Origin of the sequence: Methylobacterium segetis, from assembly GCF_004348265.1 — a bacterium.
Taxonomy (GTDB): Bacteria; Pseudomonadota; Alphaproteobacteria; order Rhizobiales; family Beijerinckiaceae; genus Methylobacterium; species Methylobacterium segetis.
This window is the reverse complement of the sequence record NZ_SMNT01000052.1, coordinates 1-14,392: the sequence shown is the minus strand read 5'-3', so window position 1 is coordinate 14,392 and position 14,392 is coordinate 1. Positions and strand designations below refer to the sequence as shown.

Annotated in this window: 17 protein-coding genes; 13 read left to right on the top strand and 4 right to left on the bottom strand. The window is 71.2% G+C overall.

Annotated features, from left to right (window positions below):
- The first annotated feature begins 10 nt into the window (after window positions 1-10).
- The 12 genes from puhC to E1J50_RS28340 are packed head-to-tail and all read left to right on the top strand — an operon-like array spanning window position 11 to window position 10,752.
- Window positions 11-484, top strand: coding sequence for a photosynthetic complex assembly protein PuhC (gene puhC / locus E1J50_RS14535; protein WP_132254552.1), 474 nt, complete (start codon window positions 11-13; stop codon window positions 482-484).
- The gene (locus E1J50_RS14530; protein ID WP_132254551.1) at window positions 481-786 is read left to right on the top strand and encodes a hypothetical protein; all 306 of its coding nucleotides are present in this window, start codon (window positions 481-483) and stop codon (window positions 784-786) included. Before puhC ends, E1J50_RS14530 begins: the two co-directional genes overlap by 4 nt.
- Window positions 783-1,874: a magnesium-protoporphyrin IX monomethyl ester (oxidative) cyclase gene (gene acsF / locus E1J50_RS14525; protein ID WP_132254550.1), complete on the top strand. Its 1,092-nt coding sequence runs from the start codon at window positions 783-785 to the stop codon at window positions 1,872-1,874. The genes E1J50_RS14530 and acsF overlap by 4 nt, the downstream gene beginning before the upstream one ends.
- A gap of 10 nt (window positions 1,875-1,884) precedes the next feature.
- A complete protein-coding gene (gene puhE, locus E1J50_RS14520; protein WP_132254549.1) occupies window positions 1,885-2,709 on the top strand; it encodes a putative photosynthetic complex assembly protein PuhE in 825 nt (274 codons plus the stop codon).
- A gap of 53 nt (window positions 2,710-2,762) precedes the next feature.
- Window positions 2,763-3,980, top strand: a complete 1,218-nt coding sequence (gene hemA, locus E1J50_RS14515) for a 5-aminolevulinate synthase (protein ID WP_132254548.1) — start codon at window positions 2,763-2,765, stop codon at window positions 3,978-3,980.
- Between the two features lie 32 nt (window positions 3,981-4,012).
- Window positions 4,013-5,128: a magnesium chelatase ATPase subunit I gene (gene bchI / locus E1J50_RS14510; RefSeq protein ID WP_132254573.1), complete on the top strand. Its 1,116-nt coding sequence runs from the start codon at window positions 4,013-4,015 to the stop codon at window positions 5,126-5,128.
- Entirely contained in the window at window positions 5,125-6,885 is a 1,761-nt protein-coding gene (locus E1J50_RS14505) for a magnesium chelatase subunit D (RefSeq protein WP_207919214.1), read from the top strand. The genes bchI and E1J50_RS14505 overlap by 4 nt, the downstream gene beginning before the upstream one ends.
- Complete coding sequence (bchO, locus tag E1J50_RS14500) at window positions 6,882-7,817, top strand: alpha/beta fold hydrolase BchO (RefSeq protein ID WP_245516579.1); 936 nt, start codon at window positions 6,882-6,884, stop codon at window positions 7,815-7,817. The genes E1J50_RS14505 and bchO overlap by 4 nt, the downstream gene beginning before the upstream one ends.
- Window positions 7,818-7,876: 59 nt before the next feature.
- A complete protein-coding gene (locus tag E1J50_RS14495; RefSeq protein WP_132254571.1) occupies window positions 7,877-9,409 on the top strand; it encodes a phytoene desaturase in 1,533 nt (510 codons plus the stop codon).
- Window positions 9,390-10,463: a phytoene/squalene synthase family protein gene (locus tag E1J50_RS14490; protein ID WP_132254546.1), complete on the top strand. Its 1,074-nt coding sequence runs from the start codon at window positions 9,390-9,392 to the stop codon at window positions 10,461-10,463. The genes E1J50_RS14495 and E1J50_RS14490 overlap by 20 nt, the downstream gene beginning before the upstream one ends.
- The gene (locus tag E1J50_RS27335; protein ID WP_165937873.1) at window positions 10,460-10,621 is read left to right on the top strand and encodes a hypothetical protein; all 162 of its coding nucleotides are present in this window, start codon (window positions 10,460-10,462) and stop codon (window positions 10,619-10,621) included. The genes E1J50_RS14490 and E1J50_RS27335 overlap by 4 nt, the downstream gene beginning before the upstream one ends.
- Window positions 10,618-10,752: a hypothetical protein gene (locus E1J50_RS28340; RefSeq protein WP_281024567.1), complete on the top strand. Its 135-nt coding sequence runs from the start codon at window positions 10,618-10,620 to the stop codon at window positions 10,750-10,752. The genes E1J50_RS27335 and E1J50_RS28340 overlap by 4 nt, the downstream gene beginning before the upstream one ends.
- A gap of 45 nt (window positions 10,753-10,797) precedes the next feature.
- Here the strand turns inward: E1J50_RS28340 and truB are convergent, their stop codons facing one another.
- Together truB and rbfA are read right to left on the bottom strand one after the other, a co-directional pair.
- A complete protein-coding gene (truB, locus tag E1J50_RS14485; protein WP_132254545.1) occupies window positions 10,798-11,820 on the bottom strand; it encodes a tRNA pseudouridine(55) synthase TruB in 1,023 nt (340 codons plus the stop codon).
- 107 nt (window positions 11,821-11,927) lie between these two features.
- Window positions 11,928-12,305: a 30S ribosome-binding factor RbfA gene (gene rbfA / locus E1J50_RS14480; protein ID WP_245516582.1), complete on the bottom strand. Its 378-nt coding sequence runs from the start codon at window positions 12,303-12,305 to the stop codon at window positions 11,928-11,930.
- Between rbfA and E1J50_RS28110 the strand changes: the two genes are divergently transcribed.
- Window positions 12,240-12,377 carry a hypothetical protein gene (locus E1J50_RS28110; RefSeq protein ID WP_245516585.1) on the top strand — a complete coding sequence of 46 codons (138 nt, stop codon included), beginning with the start codon at window positions 12,240-12,242 and terminating at the stop codon, window positions 12,375-12,377. The two genes, rbfA and E1J50_RS28110, sit on opposite strands and share 66 nt — an antisense overlap.
- Before the next feature lie 195 nt (window positions 12,378-12,572).
- On the opposite strand, the gene E1J50_RS14475 is transcribed toward E1J50_RS28110, so the two are convergent.
- Both E1J50_RS14475 and E1J50_RS14470 read right to left on the bottom strand, forming a co-directional pair.
- Window positions 12,573-13,448, bottom strand: a complete 876-nt coding sequence (locus E1J50_RS14475) for a hypothetical protein (RefSeq protein WP_132254543.1) — start codon at window positions 13,446-13,448, stop codon at window positions 12,573-12,575.
- 211 nt (window positions 13,449-13,659) lie between these two features.
- Window positions 13,660-14,392 (bottom strand): translation initiation factor IF-2 (locus E1J50_RS14470; protein WP_342635912.1); only part of this gene is annotated, 733 nt, incomplete at its 5' end.

Sequence of the window (14,392 nt, the reverse complement as noted above, 5' to 3'; positions counted from 1 at the left end):
GGAGACGCGGATGTCGAACGATGCGGAGAGCGTGCCGGTCGCGGCCCCGGCCCTCGTCGGCGCGGGCGCCCTCATCGCCTTCACGCTGCTCGCGGTGGCCGTGGGCCGCACGGGCGGCGTCGGCATCACCGAGAAGCCCGAGGCGAACCCGGTGGCGAGCCTCGCTCTCACCGTCGAGGATCGCAGCGACGGGGCGATCACGCTCCACGAGGCGGGCAGCGACCGGCTCGTGGCCCTCGTCGCGCCGGGCCAGGACGGGTTCCTGCGCGCGACGCTTCGCGGTTTCGGTCAGGCGCGGCTGCGGGCGGGCCATGGCCGTGCCGAGCCGTTCCGCCTCACCCGCTACGACGATGGCAGCCTGACGCTCTCCGACGAGGCGACGGGGCGGCGCGTCAACCTCGAAGCCTTCGGCGCCACCAATGCCGGGGCCTTCGCCAAACTCCTGCCCGAGACGCTTCTGCCCGAAGGGAGCACGATCCGATGATCCTCGACTGGCTCAACGGTCGCCAGACCGTCGAGGTGCCCTGCACGATCGAGATCGAGCAGACACCCGAGACCCTCCACGCCCATGTCAGCCTGCACGCGCCCTTCGAGATCGAGCCGGGCGACGAGGTGCAGGTGCACGACGCGCCGACCTCGGTGCCCTACGGCGAGCGTCTCGTCGTCGAGCGCACCGCAACCGTCACCCGGGCGGGCCGCGTCGAGCGCCTCTGGACCAAGCTCGCCGGCCATCTCGAACTGACCGAGCTCTATGAAGTCAGCTTCACCGAGAGGAGGAGACTGTGAACGCTCCGATCAAGCACCCGCTCTCGCAGAACCCCGTCCCCAAGGCTCCGGTCAACGAATCGACCAAGGCCGCGCAGGAGACGACCTTCCTCAGCCCGCGCTTCTACACGACGGATTTCGAGGAACTCGACCGCACGAATGTCGAGCCCGTCCGCGCCGAGTGGACCGTGCTGATCGACGAATTGCGCGCCGACCCGAACAAGCGCCACTTCGTGCGCAATGCCGAGTTCGACGTCGACCTGTCGGGACTCGATCCGGAGCTGCGCAAGGAATTCCTCGACTTCCTCGTCTCCTCGATCACCGCCGAATTCTCGGGCTGCGTGCTCTACGCAGAGATGAAGAAGCGCGCCAAGAACCCCGACATCCGGGAGCTGTTCGGCTTCATGAGCCGGGACGAGGCGCGGCATGCCGGCTTCATCAACGACGTGCTCAAGGATTTCGGCATCGGCGTCGATCTCGGCTTCCTGACGAAGACCAAGAAATACACCTTCTTCCGGCCGAAGTTCATCTTCTACGCAACCTATCTCTCGGAGAAGATCGGCTACGCCCGCTACATTACGATCTTCCGGGAGCTCGAGAAGAACCCGGACCGCCGCTTCCATCCGATCTTCAAATGGTTCGAGAAGTGGTGCAACGACGAGTTCCGCCACGGCGAGGCCTTCGCCCTGCTGATGCGCGCGAACCCGAGGCTGACGACCGGGCTCAACCGCTACTGGATCAAGTTCTTCCTGCTCGCCGTCTTCGCCACGATGTACGTGCGCGACCATTGCCGGCCGGCCTTCCACAAGGCCCTCGGCGTCGACCCGACGGATTACGACTTCAAGGTCTTCCGCATCACCTCCGACATCTCGCGCCAGACCTTCCCGCTCACCCTCGACCTCGACAACCCGCGCTTCAAGGCGCTCCTCGACAGGCTTCTCGACTGCTCCGAGAAGATCGCGGAGGCGAAGGCGCGCGGCGGGCTCGCGGGCCGCGTCGCGCACGGGTTCCAGGCCGCGCGCGCGGCGGTCGCCTTCAGTCGGCTGATGCTGCTGCCGGCGGTCGACAACCCGATGCCGGCGGAGATCCGCCTGCAGCCCGTCTGGTAGCGGGGCGCCGATGTCGTCCTACGCCGTGCCGGCCCTCTACGCGGTGGCGATCTGGTGGTTCTCCACCGGGTTGATCATCCTGCTCGATCATCTGCCGCGCCGCACCTTCCGCTGGAGCATGGCGGGGGCGAGCCTCGTCCTCGCCGCCTCTCTGTGGGCGGTGCGCGCGAGCGCGGGAGATGCGAGCGAGGCGGGCGCCTACACGGCCTTCACGGCGGCGCTCCTCGTCTGGGGCTGGCAGGAGATCAGCTACTACATGGGCTTCGTCTCGGGCCCGGCCCCACGCGCTTGCCCGCCGGGCACGCGCGGGTTCGAGCGGTTCCGGGCTGCGGCCGCCACGAGCCTCTGGCACGAGATCGCGATCGTCGCGGGTGCGCTCGCCATCCTCGTGCTCACCTGGGACGCGCCGAACCGCTTCGCCCTCTGGACCTACCTGATCCTGTGGGGAATGAACCTCTCGGCGCGGCTCAACATGTTCCTCGGCGTGCGCAACCTGAACGCCGAGTTCCTGCCGGATCACCTGAGCTATCTCGGCTGCTACCTCGCCAAGAAGCCGATGAACCTGCTGTTCCCGGCCTCGGTCAGCCTCGCCACGATCATCGTGGCGCTGCTTGGCCGCACGGCCCTCGCCGACGATCTCACCGCCTTCGAGCTCGTCGGCTTCACCATCCTGACGACGCTGACGGCGCTCGCGACGCTGGAGCACTGGTTCCTGATGCTGCCGCTGCCCTCCAGCGCCCTCTGGAACTGGAGCCTGCCGGCGCGACCGAAGCCGGCGTCCCTCGTCATCACAGCACCCGAGCCGGCCGAGATCGGCCACCGGGACGCCGCCTGAACCGAGCGCGAGAGAACGCGCGACGAAGACCACCAGGGAAGGGGAGCCCCGCGATGGATTATGAAGCCTTCTTCGCCACCGAGCTGAACGGCCTCCACCGCGAGGGGCGCTACCGCGTCTTCACCGATCTCGAACGGCAGGCGGGGCGCTTTCCCCACGCCGTGCATCACCATCCGGCGGGCACCCGCCCGGTGACGGTCTGGTGCTCCAACGACTATCTCGGCATGGGCCAGCACCCGACGGTGCTCGCTGCCATGCACGAGGCGCTCGACCGCTGCGGGGCGGGGGCGGGCGGCACCCGCAACATCTCGGGAACCAACCATTACCACGTGCTCCTCGAGCGCGAGCTGGCCGACCTTCACGACAAGGAGGCTGCACTCCTGTTCACCTCGGGCTACGTCTCGAACTGGGCCGCGCTCGGCACGCTCGCCGGCAAGCTGCCGGGCTGCGTCGTCTTCTCCGACGAGGGCAACCACGCCTCGATGATCGAGGGCATCCGGGCGAGCCGGGCCGAGCGCCAGATCTTCCGCCACAACGATCCCGACGACCTTGACCGCAAGCTCGGCCTCGTCGAGCCCGGCCGCCCGAAGCTCGTCGCCTTCGAATCCGTCTACTCGATGGACGGCGACATCGCCCCGATCGCCGAGATCTGCGACGTCGCCGAGGCGCACGGGGCGCTGACCTACCTCGACGAGGTGCACGCGGTGGGCCTCTACGGCGCGCGCGGCGGCGGCATCTCCGAGCGGCAGGGCCTCGCCCACCGCCTCGACGTGATCGAGGGCACGCTCGGCAAGGCCTTCGCCGTGCACGGCGGCTACATCACGGGCTCCGCCAAGCTCTGCGACTTCGTGCGCAGCTTCGCCTCGGGCTTCATCTTCACCACCTCGCTGCCCCCGGCCGTGGCGGCGGGCGCGGCGGCGAGCATCCGCCACCTCAAGCAGAGCAGCGCCGAGCGGGCGCGGCACCAGGATCGGGTCTGGCAGGTGCGCTCCCGCCTCGACGAGGTTGGCATCCCCTACCTGCCCAACGGCAGCCACATCGTGCCCGTGATGGTCTGCGACCCCGTTCTCTGCAAGGCGATCAGCGACGCCCTGCTCGACGAGTTCGGCATCTACGTGCAGCCGATCAACTACCCCACCGTGCCGCGCGGCACGGAGCGCCTGCGCATCACCCCCTCGCCGCTGCACACGGACGAGGACATCGATCATCTGGTCGGCGCGCTCTCCACGATCTGGCGGCGCATCGGCCTGGAGAAGGTGGCAGCGGAGTAGGGCCCATGACCCTCGACGAGCGATCCGCACCGATGCCTCTCAGCGAGCCCGAGACCGGGGAGGGCGGTATCGTGCGGCTCCCGCCCCGGGCGGCCCGAAAGCCGAGCCCGCGTCCGAGGACCTCGCTGCCGGAGGCGGCCCCGGTCTTCCCCTTCTCGGCGATCGTCGGGCAGGACGAGATGAAGCGGGCCTTGCTCATCGCGGCGGTGGATCCGAGCGTCGGCGGAGTGCTGGCGCTCGGCGACCGAGGCACCGGCAAATCGACCGCCATCCGCGCGCTCGCCGCCCTCCTGCCGCCGATGAAGGCCGTGGCGGGCTGCCCCTATTCCTGCGACCCGGCCGGTTCCGCCTCCGCCTGCCCACACTGCGCGGCCGGCTCTCCGCGGCACGGTCGGCTCGTGCCGATCCCCGTCGTCGACCTGCCGCTCGGAGCCACCGAGGACCGGGTCGTCGGAGCTCTCGATCTGGAGCGGGCGCTGACGGCGGGCATCAAGGCGTTCGAACCGGGCCTGCTCGCCCGGGCGAACCGCGGCTTCCTCTACATCGACGAGGTCAATCTCCTCGAGGATCATCTCGTGGACCTGCTCCTCGACGTGGCGGCCTCGGGCGTCAACACCGTGGAGCGGGAGGGGCTGAGCCTGCGCCATCCGGCCCGCTTCGTCCTCGTCGGCAGCGGCAACCCGGAGGAGGGAGAGCTGCGGCCCCAGCTCCTCGACCGGTTCGGTCTCGCCGTCGAGGTGACGACGCCGACCGACATCCCGACACGGATCGAGGTCGTGCGACGGCGGGACGCCTTCGAGCGTGACCCTGGCGGCTTCGCTGCGGCGCAGGCCGGCGCCGAGAAGGCCCTGCGGCGGCGCATCACCGCGGCCCGCGCGAGGCTCGCGGAGGTCACGGTTCCCGATGCGAGCCTGGAGGCCGCGGCCCGCCTCTGCCTCGCCCTCGGCACGGACGGCTTGCGCGGCGAGCTGACCCTTATCCGGGCCGCCCGGGCGCTCGCCGCCCTGGAGGGAGAGGAGAGCGTCGGGCTCGCGCAGATCCGCGGCGTCGCGCCATCGGCGCTGCGGCATCGCCTGCGCCGCAACCCCCTCGACGAGGCGGGGTCGACCGCCCGCGTGGCCCGCGCCGTGGCCGAGGTGCTGGCGTGAGCCCGCCGCCCGAGCCGGAGGCGGGCCGGGCGGCCTGGGACAGGGCCCTGCGGGTCGCGACGCTGCTCTCCGCCGATCCGCACGGCTGCGGAGGCGTCCGGCTGCGGGCGCGCCCGGGCCCCGTGCGCGACGCGTGGCTCGCCGCCCTGTCGGCCGCGCGAGCGTCCGGACGTCCGGTGCGCCGGATGCCGGCCGGGATCGCCGACGACCGCCTCCTCGGCGGCCTCGATCTTCCCGCGACGCTCGCCGCGGGCCGGCCGGTTCTCCAGCGGGGGCTGCTGGCCGAGGCGGATGGGGGCCTCGTGATCGTGCCGATGGCCGAGCGCCTCGACGGGGCGACCGCCGCACGGCTCGCCGCCTGCCTCGATACCGGCAGGGTCTCGGTCGCCCGAGACGGGCTCGCGGCGCGCCTGCCCGCGCGCATCGGCCTGATCCTGCTCGACGAGGGGGACGAGGACGAGGCGCCGCCGGCGGCTCTCCTCGAACGCCTCGCCTTCCGGCTCGATCTCGACGGCGTCAGCCTGCGCGACATCGTGCCGGACGCCGCGCCCCGGGATGCCAATCCAGCACGTCCGGCCGGCACCCAATCCCGCTCGGCAGCAGTGACGTCCCATCGCCCCGGCCACACCACGACGTGGATCGAGAGCCTCTGCCTCACGGCCTGCGCCTTCGGCGTCGCCTCCCTCCGCGCGCCGATCCTGGCTCTGCGCATCGCCCGCCTCGCGGCCGCGCTGGACGGAGAGAGCGAGCCGGGAGAGGCTCACGCGGTCGAGGCCGCCGAACTCGTGCTCGCGCCGCGCGCCACCCGCCTGCCCGAGCCTCAGGCCGGGCCGGCTGATCAACCGGAGCCGGCCTCTGCCGACGCGCCCGCGGATCGGGACGGCGACGGCGACCGACCCATCGACGATGTCGTCCTGGCGGCGGTGCGCGCCGCGATTCCCCCAGGCCTCCTGGCGCTGCTCGCGGCCGGCCGCGTGCGGAGCGCCAAGACCGGCAAGTCCGGCGCCGCCGCGGCCTTGGCCCGGTCAGGCAGGCCCGTGGGCAGCCGGCCCGGCGATCCGCGCCGTGCGCGGCTCGACCTCATGGCGACGCTTCGCGCGGCTGCCCCCTGGCAGCGGCTTCGGATGCCCCGTGAAGCGGGGCGGATCGCGATCCGCACGGACGACCTGCGCATCACCCGCTATCGCCAGCGCAGCGAGAGCACGACGATCTTCGCCGTCGATGCCTCGGGCTCCTCCGCCATCGAGCGCCTCGCGGAGGCGAAGGGCGCCGTCGAGGCTCTGCTCGCCGAATCCTACGCCCGGCGCGACCGGGTCGCCCTGATCGCCTTCCGCGGCGCGGGCGCCGACATCGTCCTGCCGCCGACGCGCTCTCTGGTGCGGGCGAAACGCGGCCTCGCGGGGCTGCCCGGGGGTGGGGGGACGCCGCTGGCGGCCGGGCTCGACGCGGCTCTCGCCCTGGCGCTCGCGATCCGACGGGGCGGCGGCTCGCCCCTCGTCGTGCTGCTCACCGACGGGCGCGCGAATGTGGGGCGCTCGGGGGAGCCGGGCCGGGCGCGGGCGGGGGAGGAGGCGCTAGCGGCCGCGCGCGCCTTCCGCGAGGAAGGGCTGGCGGCACTTCTCGTCGACACCGCATCCCGTCCCCAGGAGGCGGCCCGGCGCCTCGCGGAGGCGATGGCCGCGCGCTACCTCCCCCTGCCGCAGGCTAATGCCGCGAGCCTCGGGGCCGCGGTGCGGGCGGCGGCGCCCGCCGCATGAGCGCGAGCCTCGCCATGCCCTCCTACCGGGAAGATCGGCCTCTTTGGGAGGAGGAGGGCCGCGACTGGCCCCACCGCGGCGCGAGCCGCTTCGTGACGGCCTCCGGATTGTCCTGGCACGTGCAGGCCATGGGACCGGAGACCGCGCCCGTCCTTCTCCTCGTTCACGGGACCGGGGCGGCGACCCATTCCTGGCGCGGGCTGATGCCCAGCCTCGCCGAGCGCTTCCGCGTGATCGCGCCGGACCTGCCCGGCCACGGCTTCACGGACCCGCTGCCCGACCGGCGCCTGTCGCTGCCCGGCATGGCCGGCGCGCTCACCGACCTCGTTCGAACCCTCGGCTGCGATCCCGCGGTCGTCGTCGGCCACTCGGCCGGGGCCGCGATCCTCGTCCGGGCCTGCCTCGATGGCGGGCTCGCGCCCCGCCTTCTCGTGGCCCTGAACGGCGCTCTCAAGCCTTTTCCCGGGATGGCGGGACTGGTCTTCCCGGGCATGGCGCGGATGCTGTTCCTGAACCCGGTCACGCCGCGCATCTTCGCGTGGTCGGCCGATCGCGCCGCGGTCGAGCGCCTGATCCGCGGCACCGGCTCCCGGCTCGACGCACAGGGGCTCGATCTGTATCGGCGCCTGTTCCGCAAGCCCGGGCACATCGCTGGCGCGCTGGGCATGATGGCGAACTGGAATCTCGACGCCCTCGACCGCGACATCGTCGGCCTCCGGCTCCGCACGCTGCTCCTCGTCGGCGGCGAGGATCGCGCCATCCTGCCCGAGACGGCCTTCGCCGTGCGCGACCGACTGCCCGACGGGCGGGTGGAGTTGCTGCGCGGCCTCGGTCACCTCGCGCACGAGGAAGCGCCGGAGCGCGTCGCGAACGCGATCCTCCACGAAGCCATGGCCGTGCGTGTCCTGCCGCCGGAGGATCCGCCGGATTGACGCCGACGCGAACCGAAGACGCCTTGCCACGGGAACCTTGACGACCCTACTGTCCAATGATGTTGACGATTGATCAGTCAATCCGGCTCGACAGACCGAGCGAGCGGCGGAGGCCGGGCGCCGTCGTGATCGGCAGCGGCTTCGGCGGCCTCGCGGCGGCCATCCGGCTCGGTGCGCGGGGCTACCGCGTCACGGTGCTGGAGCGGCTCGATCAACTCGGCGGGCGTGCCCGCGTCCATCGGCAGGACGGATTCACCTTCGATGCCGGTCCGACGATCGTCACCGCGCCCTTCCTGTTCGAGGAGTTGTGGGCGCTCTGCGGGCGGCGCATGTCGGACGACGTCCACCTCGTGCCGATGCGACCCTTCTACCGGATCCGGTTCGAGGACGGGGCGACCTTCGACTACAGCGGCGACGAGGCCGCCATGCGAGCCGAGGTCGCGCGGTTCTCGCAGGCCGACGTTCCGGGCTACGAACGCTTCATGGCGCGCAGCCGCGAGATCTGCCGGGTCGGGTTCGAGGAGCTCGGGCACGTTCCCTTCGGCAGCGTCCGGGACATGCTGCGGATCGCCCCCGATCTCCTGCGCCTCGGCGGCCACCGCAGCGTCTACGGGGAGGTGTCGCGCCACATCCGAGACGAGCGGCTGCGCACCATCTTCAGCTTCCACCCGCTGCTGATCGGCGGCAGCCCGTTCCGGGCGAGCGCGATCTACTGTTTGATCGCGCATCTCGAACGGCGCTGGGGCGTCCATTTCGCGATGGGCGGCACGGGCCGCCTCGTCGACGGGCTGGCCGGGCTGATCCGGGGGCACGGCGGGAGCCTGCGCACCGGCGCGGATGTGGCGGAGATTGGCGTCGAGAACGGGCGGGCGACCGGGGTCACGCTCACGACGGGCGAACGCATCCCTGCCGACATCGTGGTCTCGAACGCCGATTCAGCCTTCACCTATCGTCGCCTGCTGCCGCCCAGGGTGCGCCGCCGCTGGAGCGACACCCGGATCGAGGCGGCCAAGTCGTCGATGGGCCTGTTCGTCTGGTACTTCGGCACGAAACGCAAATATCCGGACGTCGCCCACCACACGATCCTGATGGGCCCGCGCTACCGGGAGCTCATCGCCGATATCTTCGGGCGGAAGCACCTCGCCGACGATTTCAGCCTCTACCTGCACCGGCCGACCGCGACGGACCCGATGCTGGCGCCGCCGGGCCATGACGCCTTCTACGTGCTCTCCCCCGTGCCGAACCTGGCCGGCGGCCAGGATTGGAGCGCCTGCGCGGAGCCCTACCGTGCACGCATCGCGCGGTTTCTGGAGGCGAGCCTGCTGCCCGGCCTGTCCGGGTCGGTCGTCACCTCGAAGGTGACGACGCCGCAGGACTTCGCCGACGATTTCCTGAGCTTCCGCGGGTCCGGGTTCGGCCTGGAGCCGGTGCTCACGCAATCCGCATGGTTCCGGCCGCACAACGCCTCGGAGGACGTGCGCAATCTCTTCCTCGTCGGGGCCGGCACCCATCCGGGCGCCGGGCTTCCCGGCGTGCTCTCCTCCGCCAGGGTTCTCGATCGGGTGGTGCCGGATGCGCGCGTCTTCGCCTGACCTTGCCGAGCCGGCCCCTGGGCGCCACGCCGGCGAGCGGGACCATGCCGCCTGCCGCACGGCGATCCGGCAGGGTTCGCGAAGCTTCTACGCGGCCTCGCTTCTGCTGCCGCCGAGCACGCGCAGGGCGGCCTACGGGCTCTACGCCTTCTGCCGACACTCGGACGACGCGGTGGACGAGGCGCGCGCCGGCACGTCGCGTGCGGAGGTCGCAAGGCTCGAGGCGCGCCTCGCGCGGATCTACGCCGGTGACCCAGCCGACCAACCGGCCGACCGGGCGCTCGCCGAGATCGTCGCTCGCTACGCCATCCCGCGGGCGCTTCCGGAGGCGCTCCTCGACGGCCTCGCCTGGGATGCCGAAGGACGCCGCTACGAGACGCTGTCCGACCTGTGCGCCTACGCGGCCCGGGTCGCTTCCGCCGTCGGAGCGATGATGACCCTGATCATGGAGGTTCGCGATGCCGACGCCCTCGCGCGCGCCTGCGACCTCGGCGTGGCGATGCAGCTCACCAACATCGCCCGCGATGTCGGCGAGGATGCCCGAGCCGGCCGCCTGTACCTGCCGCTGCGCTGGCTTGCGGAGGAGGGCATCGACCCGGACGCCTTCCTCGCGGCACCTGCGGCAGACCCGGCGATCGGTCGCGTCGTCGCGCGCCTGCTGGAGGCCGCCGAACTGCTCTACGCCCGGTCCGAGGCCGGCATCGGCGCGTTGCCGTTGGCCTGCCGCCCCGCGATCCGCGCTGCGCGCCTGATCTATGCCGAGATCGGCCGGGAGATCGAGCGCGCGGGTTTCGATTCGGTCGGCCGCCGGGCGCGGGTCCGCGGGCGCCGCAAGGCCGCGCTTCTCCTGAGGAGCGCTCTGCCCCTGGCCGGCACCGACAGGTCGGCACATTGCCTGCCGGAGACGGCCTTCCTCGTCGCGGCGGTGGCGGCGACGCCGCCCCCCGCCGCCGCCCCGGTCTGGTGGGACATCGCAGGTCAGGCGGTGCGCGTCCTCGACATGATCGAGACCTTGCGCGAGCGCGAGGCCCTGACGCGCGAGAGCGCGCCGTGAGCGATCCGCTCTTCGCCTTCTTCGATATCGGCCTCGTCTTCGCGCTCGCCCTCGGCGCCGCGATCTGGCAGCTCGTCGTCCTCAAGCGCAGCATCCGGCGCGACCGTGAAGCCGCCGCGCAGCGTCGCGCCGATGTGGGGGAGGGCGGCCCGCCGTGATCGCCTCGACCGCCCTGGAGCTGCTGCTGATCGGCTTGGCGGCCTGGCAGCTCGTCGTGGTCCGCCGGAGCATGCGTGCGGACCGGGAGCGGGCGGCGTCGGAGACGCGGGAGGACACACCGACCGGGTGAGACGTTCCGCACCCGTCCGAATCGATGGGAGTGCCGGCGTCGCGCTTACCGCGCGGCGGTGCCGCCGAGATGGAACACCCGGTGCGGCACCAATTCGCCGCGCTCCACATCGCCGACCGCGACGAGGATGCCGGCGCAGGTCGCGAACACTTTGCCCTCGGTCGGCGCGTCGCGCCCGCGCAGGATTACCGGCTGACCGCGCATCAGGCGCAGTGCCATGTCGCGCGAGATCGCGACGGAAGGGATCGCGTCGAGGGCCGTCTCGACCGGGTGCAGGTGAGGCGCGTTGCCTTCGGGGCCGGCCGCCTCCAGGGCGGAGACGTTGCAGGCTTCCGCCTCCGCGAAGGGGCCGACCCGGGTGCGGCGCAGTGCGGCGACGTGACCGTAACAGCCGAGCATGCGGCCGAGGTCGCGCGCCAGCGCCCGCACATAGGTGCCCTTGCCGCATTCGGCCGCGATGACCGTGCGGCCGTCTGCATGCTCGACCACGGAGAGATGGTCGATCTGCACCGGGCGCGCGACGAGTTCCACCACCTCGCCGTCCCGCGCAAGGTCGTAGGCGCGCTCGCCCGCGATCTTGATGGCGGAGAAGCGCGGCGGGACTTGCTCGATCGCCCCGATGAAGGTCGGGAGTGCCGCCTCGACGGCCTCGCGTGTCGGCCGCGCCTCGCTCGTCGCGACCGGGCGGCCCTCCGCATCGTCGGTATCGGTCTCGATGCCCCACGCCACGGTGAAGCGGTAGGCCTTGCGGCCGTCCATCACGAACGGGACCGTCTTCGTCGCCTCGCCGAGGGCGATCGGCAGGATACCGGAGGCCAGGGGGTCGAGCGTACCGGCATGCCCCGCCTTCTTCGCGTTGAAGGCCCGCTTCACCACGGCGACGGCGTGCGTCGAGGTCATCCCGACGCCCTTGTCGAGGATGACCCAGCCGCTCACGTCACGCTTCTTCGGCCGGTCGGGACGGGGGCCGCCGCGGGAGGGACGGCGCCCGTCGAGGGGACGGCGGTCGCTCGGGCGCATCGTCTCCGGCGCTGATTCCTGGCGCTCGATGGGCGGAACGTCGGTCATGGGATCCTCGGTCGATGACGGTTCGGCCGCTCGGGCTCCGGAGTTGAACCGGGCCTCTCCGCGCCGTCCAGCGTTTCGGGTCGAATGGGTTCGGTCGGGCGCCGGGGTCAATGCCCGGAATCGGCCTCGGGTTCGCCGTCTGATTCCGCGTGCGGGGCGCTGTCCAGATCCCGCTGGACCTTCTCGCTGCGCAGGAGCGCGTCGATCCGGGCAGCCTCGTCGAAGGTCTCGTCGCGGCGGAAGCGGAGCTCGGGAGCGTATTTGAGGTTCACCCGGCGGGCCACCTCCTGGCGCAGGACCTTCCGGTTGCGCTCCAGAGCGGCGATGACCGGCGCCTCGTCCTGCCCGCCGAGCGGCATGATGTAGGCGGTGGCGAGCTTGAGGTCCGGCGACATCCGGACTTCCGGCACCGTGACGACATGCGTGCCGAGTACCGGATCTTGGATATCGCCGCGCTGAAGCACCTCGGCGAGGGCGTGACGCACCAGTTCCGCCACACGCTGCTGGCGCTGAGAGGGACCGGCACTCTGCTGTTTCTGGACCATCACGACGTCTAACGCGGTTCGGGCGGCGAACGCTGCAACGGGCGCGGGGACCGCGTCCCCACCGAACCCCTATTCAAGGGCTACGGTCGGGACGGTCCCTCCACCTGCCGAGCATCGCCGGAGCATGGATCGCGAGCGGCCACATGACGGCGAACCTGAGGACCAGGACGCCGTCCGCGAAGCGGGCGCCGAGCGAAGGCGCTTCCTTTAGCGCAAATACTCGTTCGGGATATAGGCCTGTTCCGCGCGTTTGGCCGTCGCGGGGGTGCGTGCAGGGTGATCGTGGATATGCGCCGCGAACATGCGGTCGATCCAGCCGGCGTTCTTGAAGATGCGCTTCGAGCGCAGGACGTTGAAGGGCGCGATCTTGCGCAAGCGATGCGCCTCGTTGAACTCCGCCACCGCGAGAAGCTCGCCGTTCCAGGGGTTCGCCCCGTCCATGCTCACGTCGTCGAGGTAGACGGGCACCAGTGGCAGATACTGGTCCGCCCGGCCGCCGAGGATCGTGAGCACCTTCACGGCCGAGGAGTAATAGTCGACGTCGACCGAGACGAAGCCGATCGGCGCCTCGGGCGACACCGAGGCGAGGAATTCGGGAATCGTCGTCTCCGCGTCGCCGATCACGAGGCGGCACCGGCCTGGCAAGGCGCGGCGCAGGGCCTCGAAATCCATCGGGAAATCGCCCTCCTGGAAATATTCCGGCATGTCGCGGTAATCGATCGCGGGCGGCATGCCGCTGCCGGTATCGAACCCCACGACATCGATGGCGACGCCCGTCGCGGCCTCGGCGCGCTCGGCAAGCTCGCACATGTTCAGGAGGCCGGCCCCGGCGGCGACGCCGAATTCCAGCACCGTGATCCGCGACAGCCCGCGCTTCTTCGCCTCCTCGGCCGCGAACAGGATCGGGAAGGCGTATTGCTGGCGCACCATCAGGTCGAAGGCGACCTTGGCGCGGAACGAGCCGAACAGGGCGACGCCGAGCGAGATCAGGTTGAGGTGCAGCGGCTCCGTGAGGCGCTCGACGAAGATCTTCCGGTGCTTGCCGTCGGAGAGCGCCCGACGGATCACGTAGGAGTTCAGCATCGGCCCCCGTCCTCGCGGCCCGTCGACCGCCTCTGCATGATTGTCTCGTTGAGCCCGAGGCTAAGCGGTGCAGATGCACCTGAACAGGGCGCCCCTGGGCCGCCCCGCACGAATCGAGCGTCAACGTTAAGAGCGTCCCCGGTCGCCAAAAGAAAGGGCGCGGCCTGAGGCAGGCCGCGCCCATCGATCCGGACCGGAGGGAAGGACCGCCTCAGAGCGTGCGGCGGATCTCCTCGACCCGGTAGCACTCGATCGTGTCGCCCGCGCGCATGTTCTCGAAGTTTTCGAAGGCCATGCCGCATTCCTGGCCCGAGGTGACTTCCTTCGCGTCGTCCTTGAAGCGCTTCAGGGTCTTCAGCTTGCCCTCGTGGATCACGACGTTGTCGCGGATCAGGCGAACATGGGCGCCGCGCTCCACCACACCATCCTGGACGCGGCAGCCGGCGACCTTGCCGACCTTGGAGACCTCGAAGACCTCCTGGACCAGCGCCTCGCCGAGGCGCTCCTCGCGGAGCGTCGGCGGGAGCATGCCGGACATCGTGGCTTTGATGTCGTCCACGAGGTCGTAGATGATGTTGTAGTAGCGTATCTCGGTGCCGGCCCGCTCGGCCGCCTCGCGTGCCTCCTTGTGGGCGCGCACGTTGAAGCCGATGACCACGGCCTTGGAGGCCTGCGACAGGGTGATGTCGGATTCGGTGATGCCGCCGACGCCCGCGAGCAGGATGCGCGCCGAGACCTCGTCGTTGCCGAGCTTCTCCAGCGCACCGGAGATCGCCTCGACCGAGCCCTGCACGTCGCCCTTGATGACGATCGGCAGCTCCTTGCGGCCGGCGCCTTCCTTGAGATCGCGCATCATGTCGACGAGCGAGCGGTTGGCGCCACCGGTGCGGGCCGCGAGCCGCTCGCGCTTGATGCGCGCCCGGTACTCGGTGACCTCGCGGGCG

Coding starts and splice junctions, on each gene's coding strand:
- puhC (WP_132254552.1), top strand. CDS start 11: ATGTCGAACGATGCGGAGAGCGTGCCGGTCGCGGCCCCGGCCCTCGTC.
- E1J50_RS14530 (WP_132254551.1), top strand. CDS start 481: ATGATCCTCGACTGGCTCAACGGTCGCCAGACCGTCGAGGTGCCCTGC.
- puhE (WP_132254549.1), top strand. CDS start 1,885: ATGTCGTCCTACGCCGTGCCGGCCCTCTACGCGGTGGCGATCTGGTGG.
- hemA (WP_132254548.1), top strand. CDS start 2,763: ATGGATTATGAAGCCTTCTTCGCCACCGAGCTGAACGGCCTCCACCGC.
- bchI (WP_132254573.1), top strand. CDS start 4,013: ATGCCTCTCAGCGAGCCCGAGACCGGGGAGGGCGGTATCGTGCGGCTC.
- bchO (WP_245516579.1), top strand. CDS start 6,882: ATGAGCGCGAGCCTCGCCATGCCCTCCTACCGGGAAGATCGGCCTCTT.
- E1J50_RS14495 (WP_132254571.1), top strand. CDS start 7,877: ATGTTGACGATTGATCAGTCAATCCGGCTCGACAGACCGAGCGAGCGG.
- E1J50_RS14490 (WP_132254546.1), top strand. CDS start 9,390: ATGCGCGCGTCTTCGCCTGACCTTGCCGAGCCGGCCCCTGGGCGCCAC.
- truB (WP_132254545.1), bottom strand. CDS start 11,820: ATGACCGACGTTCCGCCCATCGAGCGCCAGGAATCAGCGCCGGAGACG.
- E1J50_RS28110 (WP_245516585.1), top strand. CDS start 12,240: ATGCGTGCCGAGTACCGGATCTTGGATATCGCCGCGCTGAAGCACCTC.
- E1J50_RS14475 (WP_132254543.1), bottom strand. CDS start 13,448: ATGCTGAACTCCTACGTGATCCGTCGGGCGCTCTCCGACGGCAAGCAC.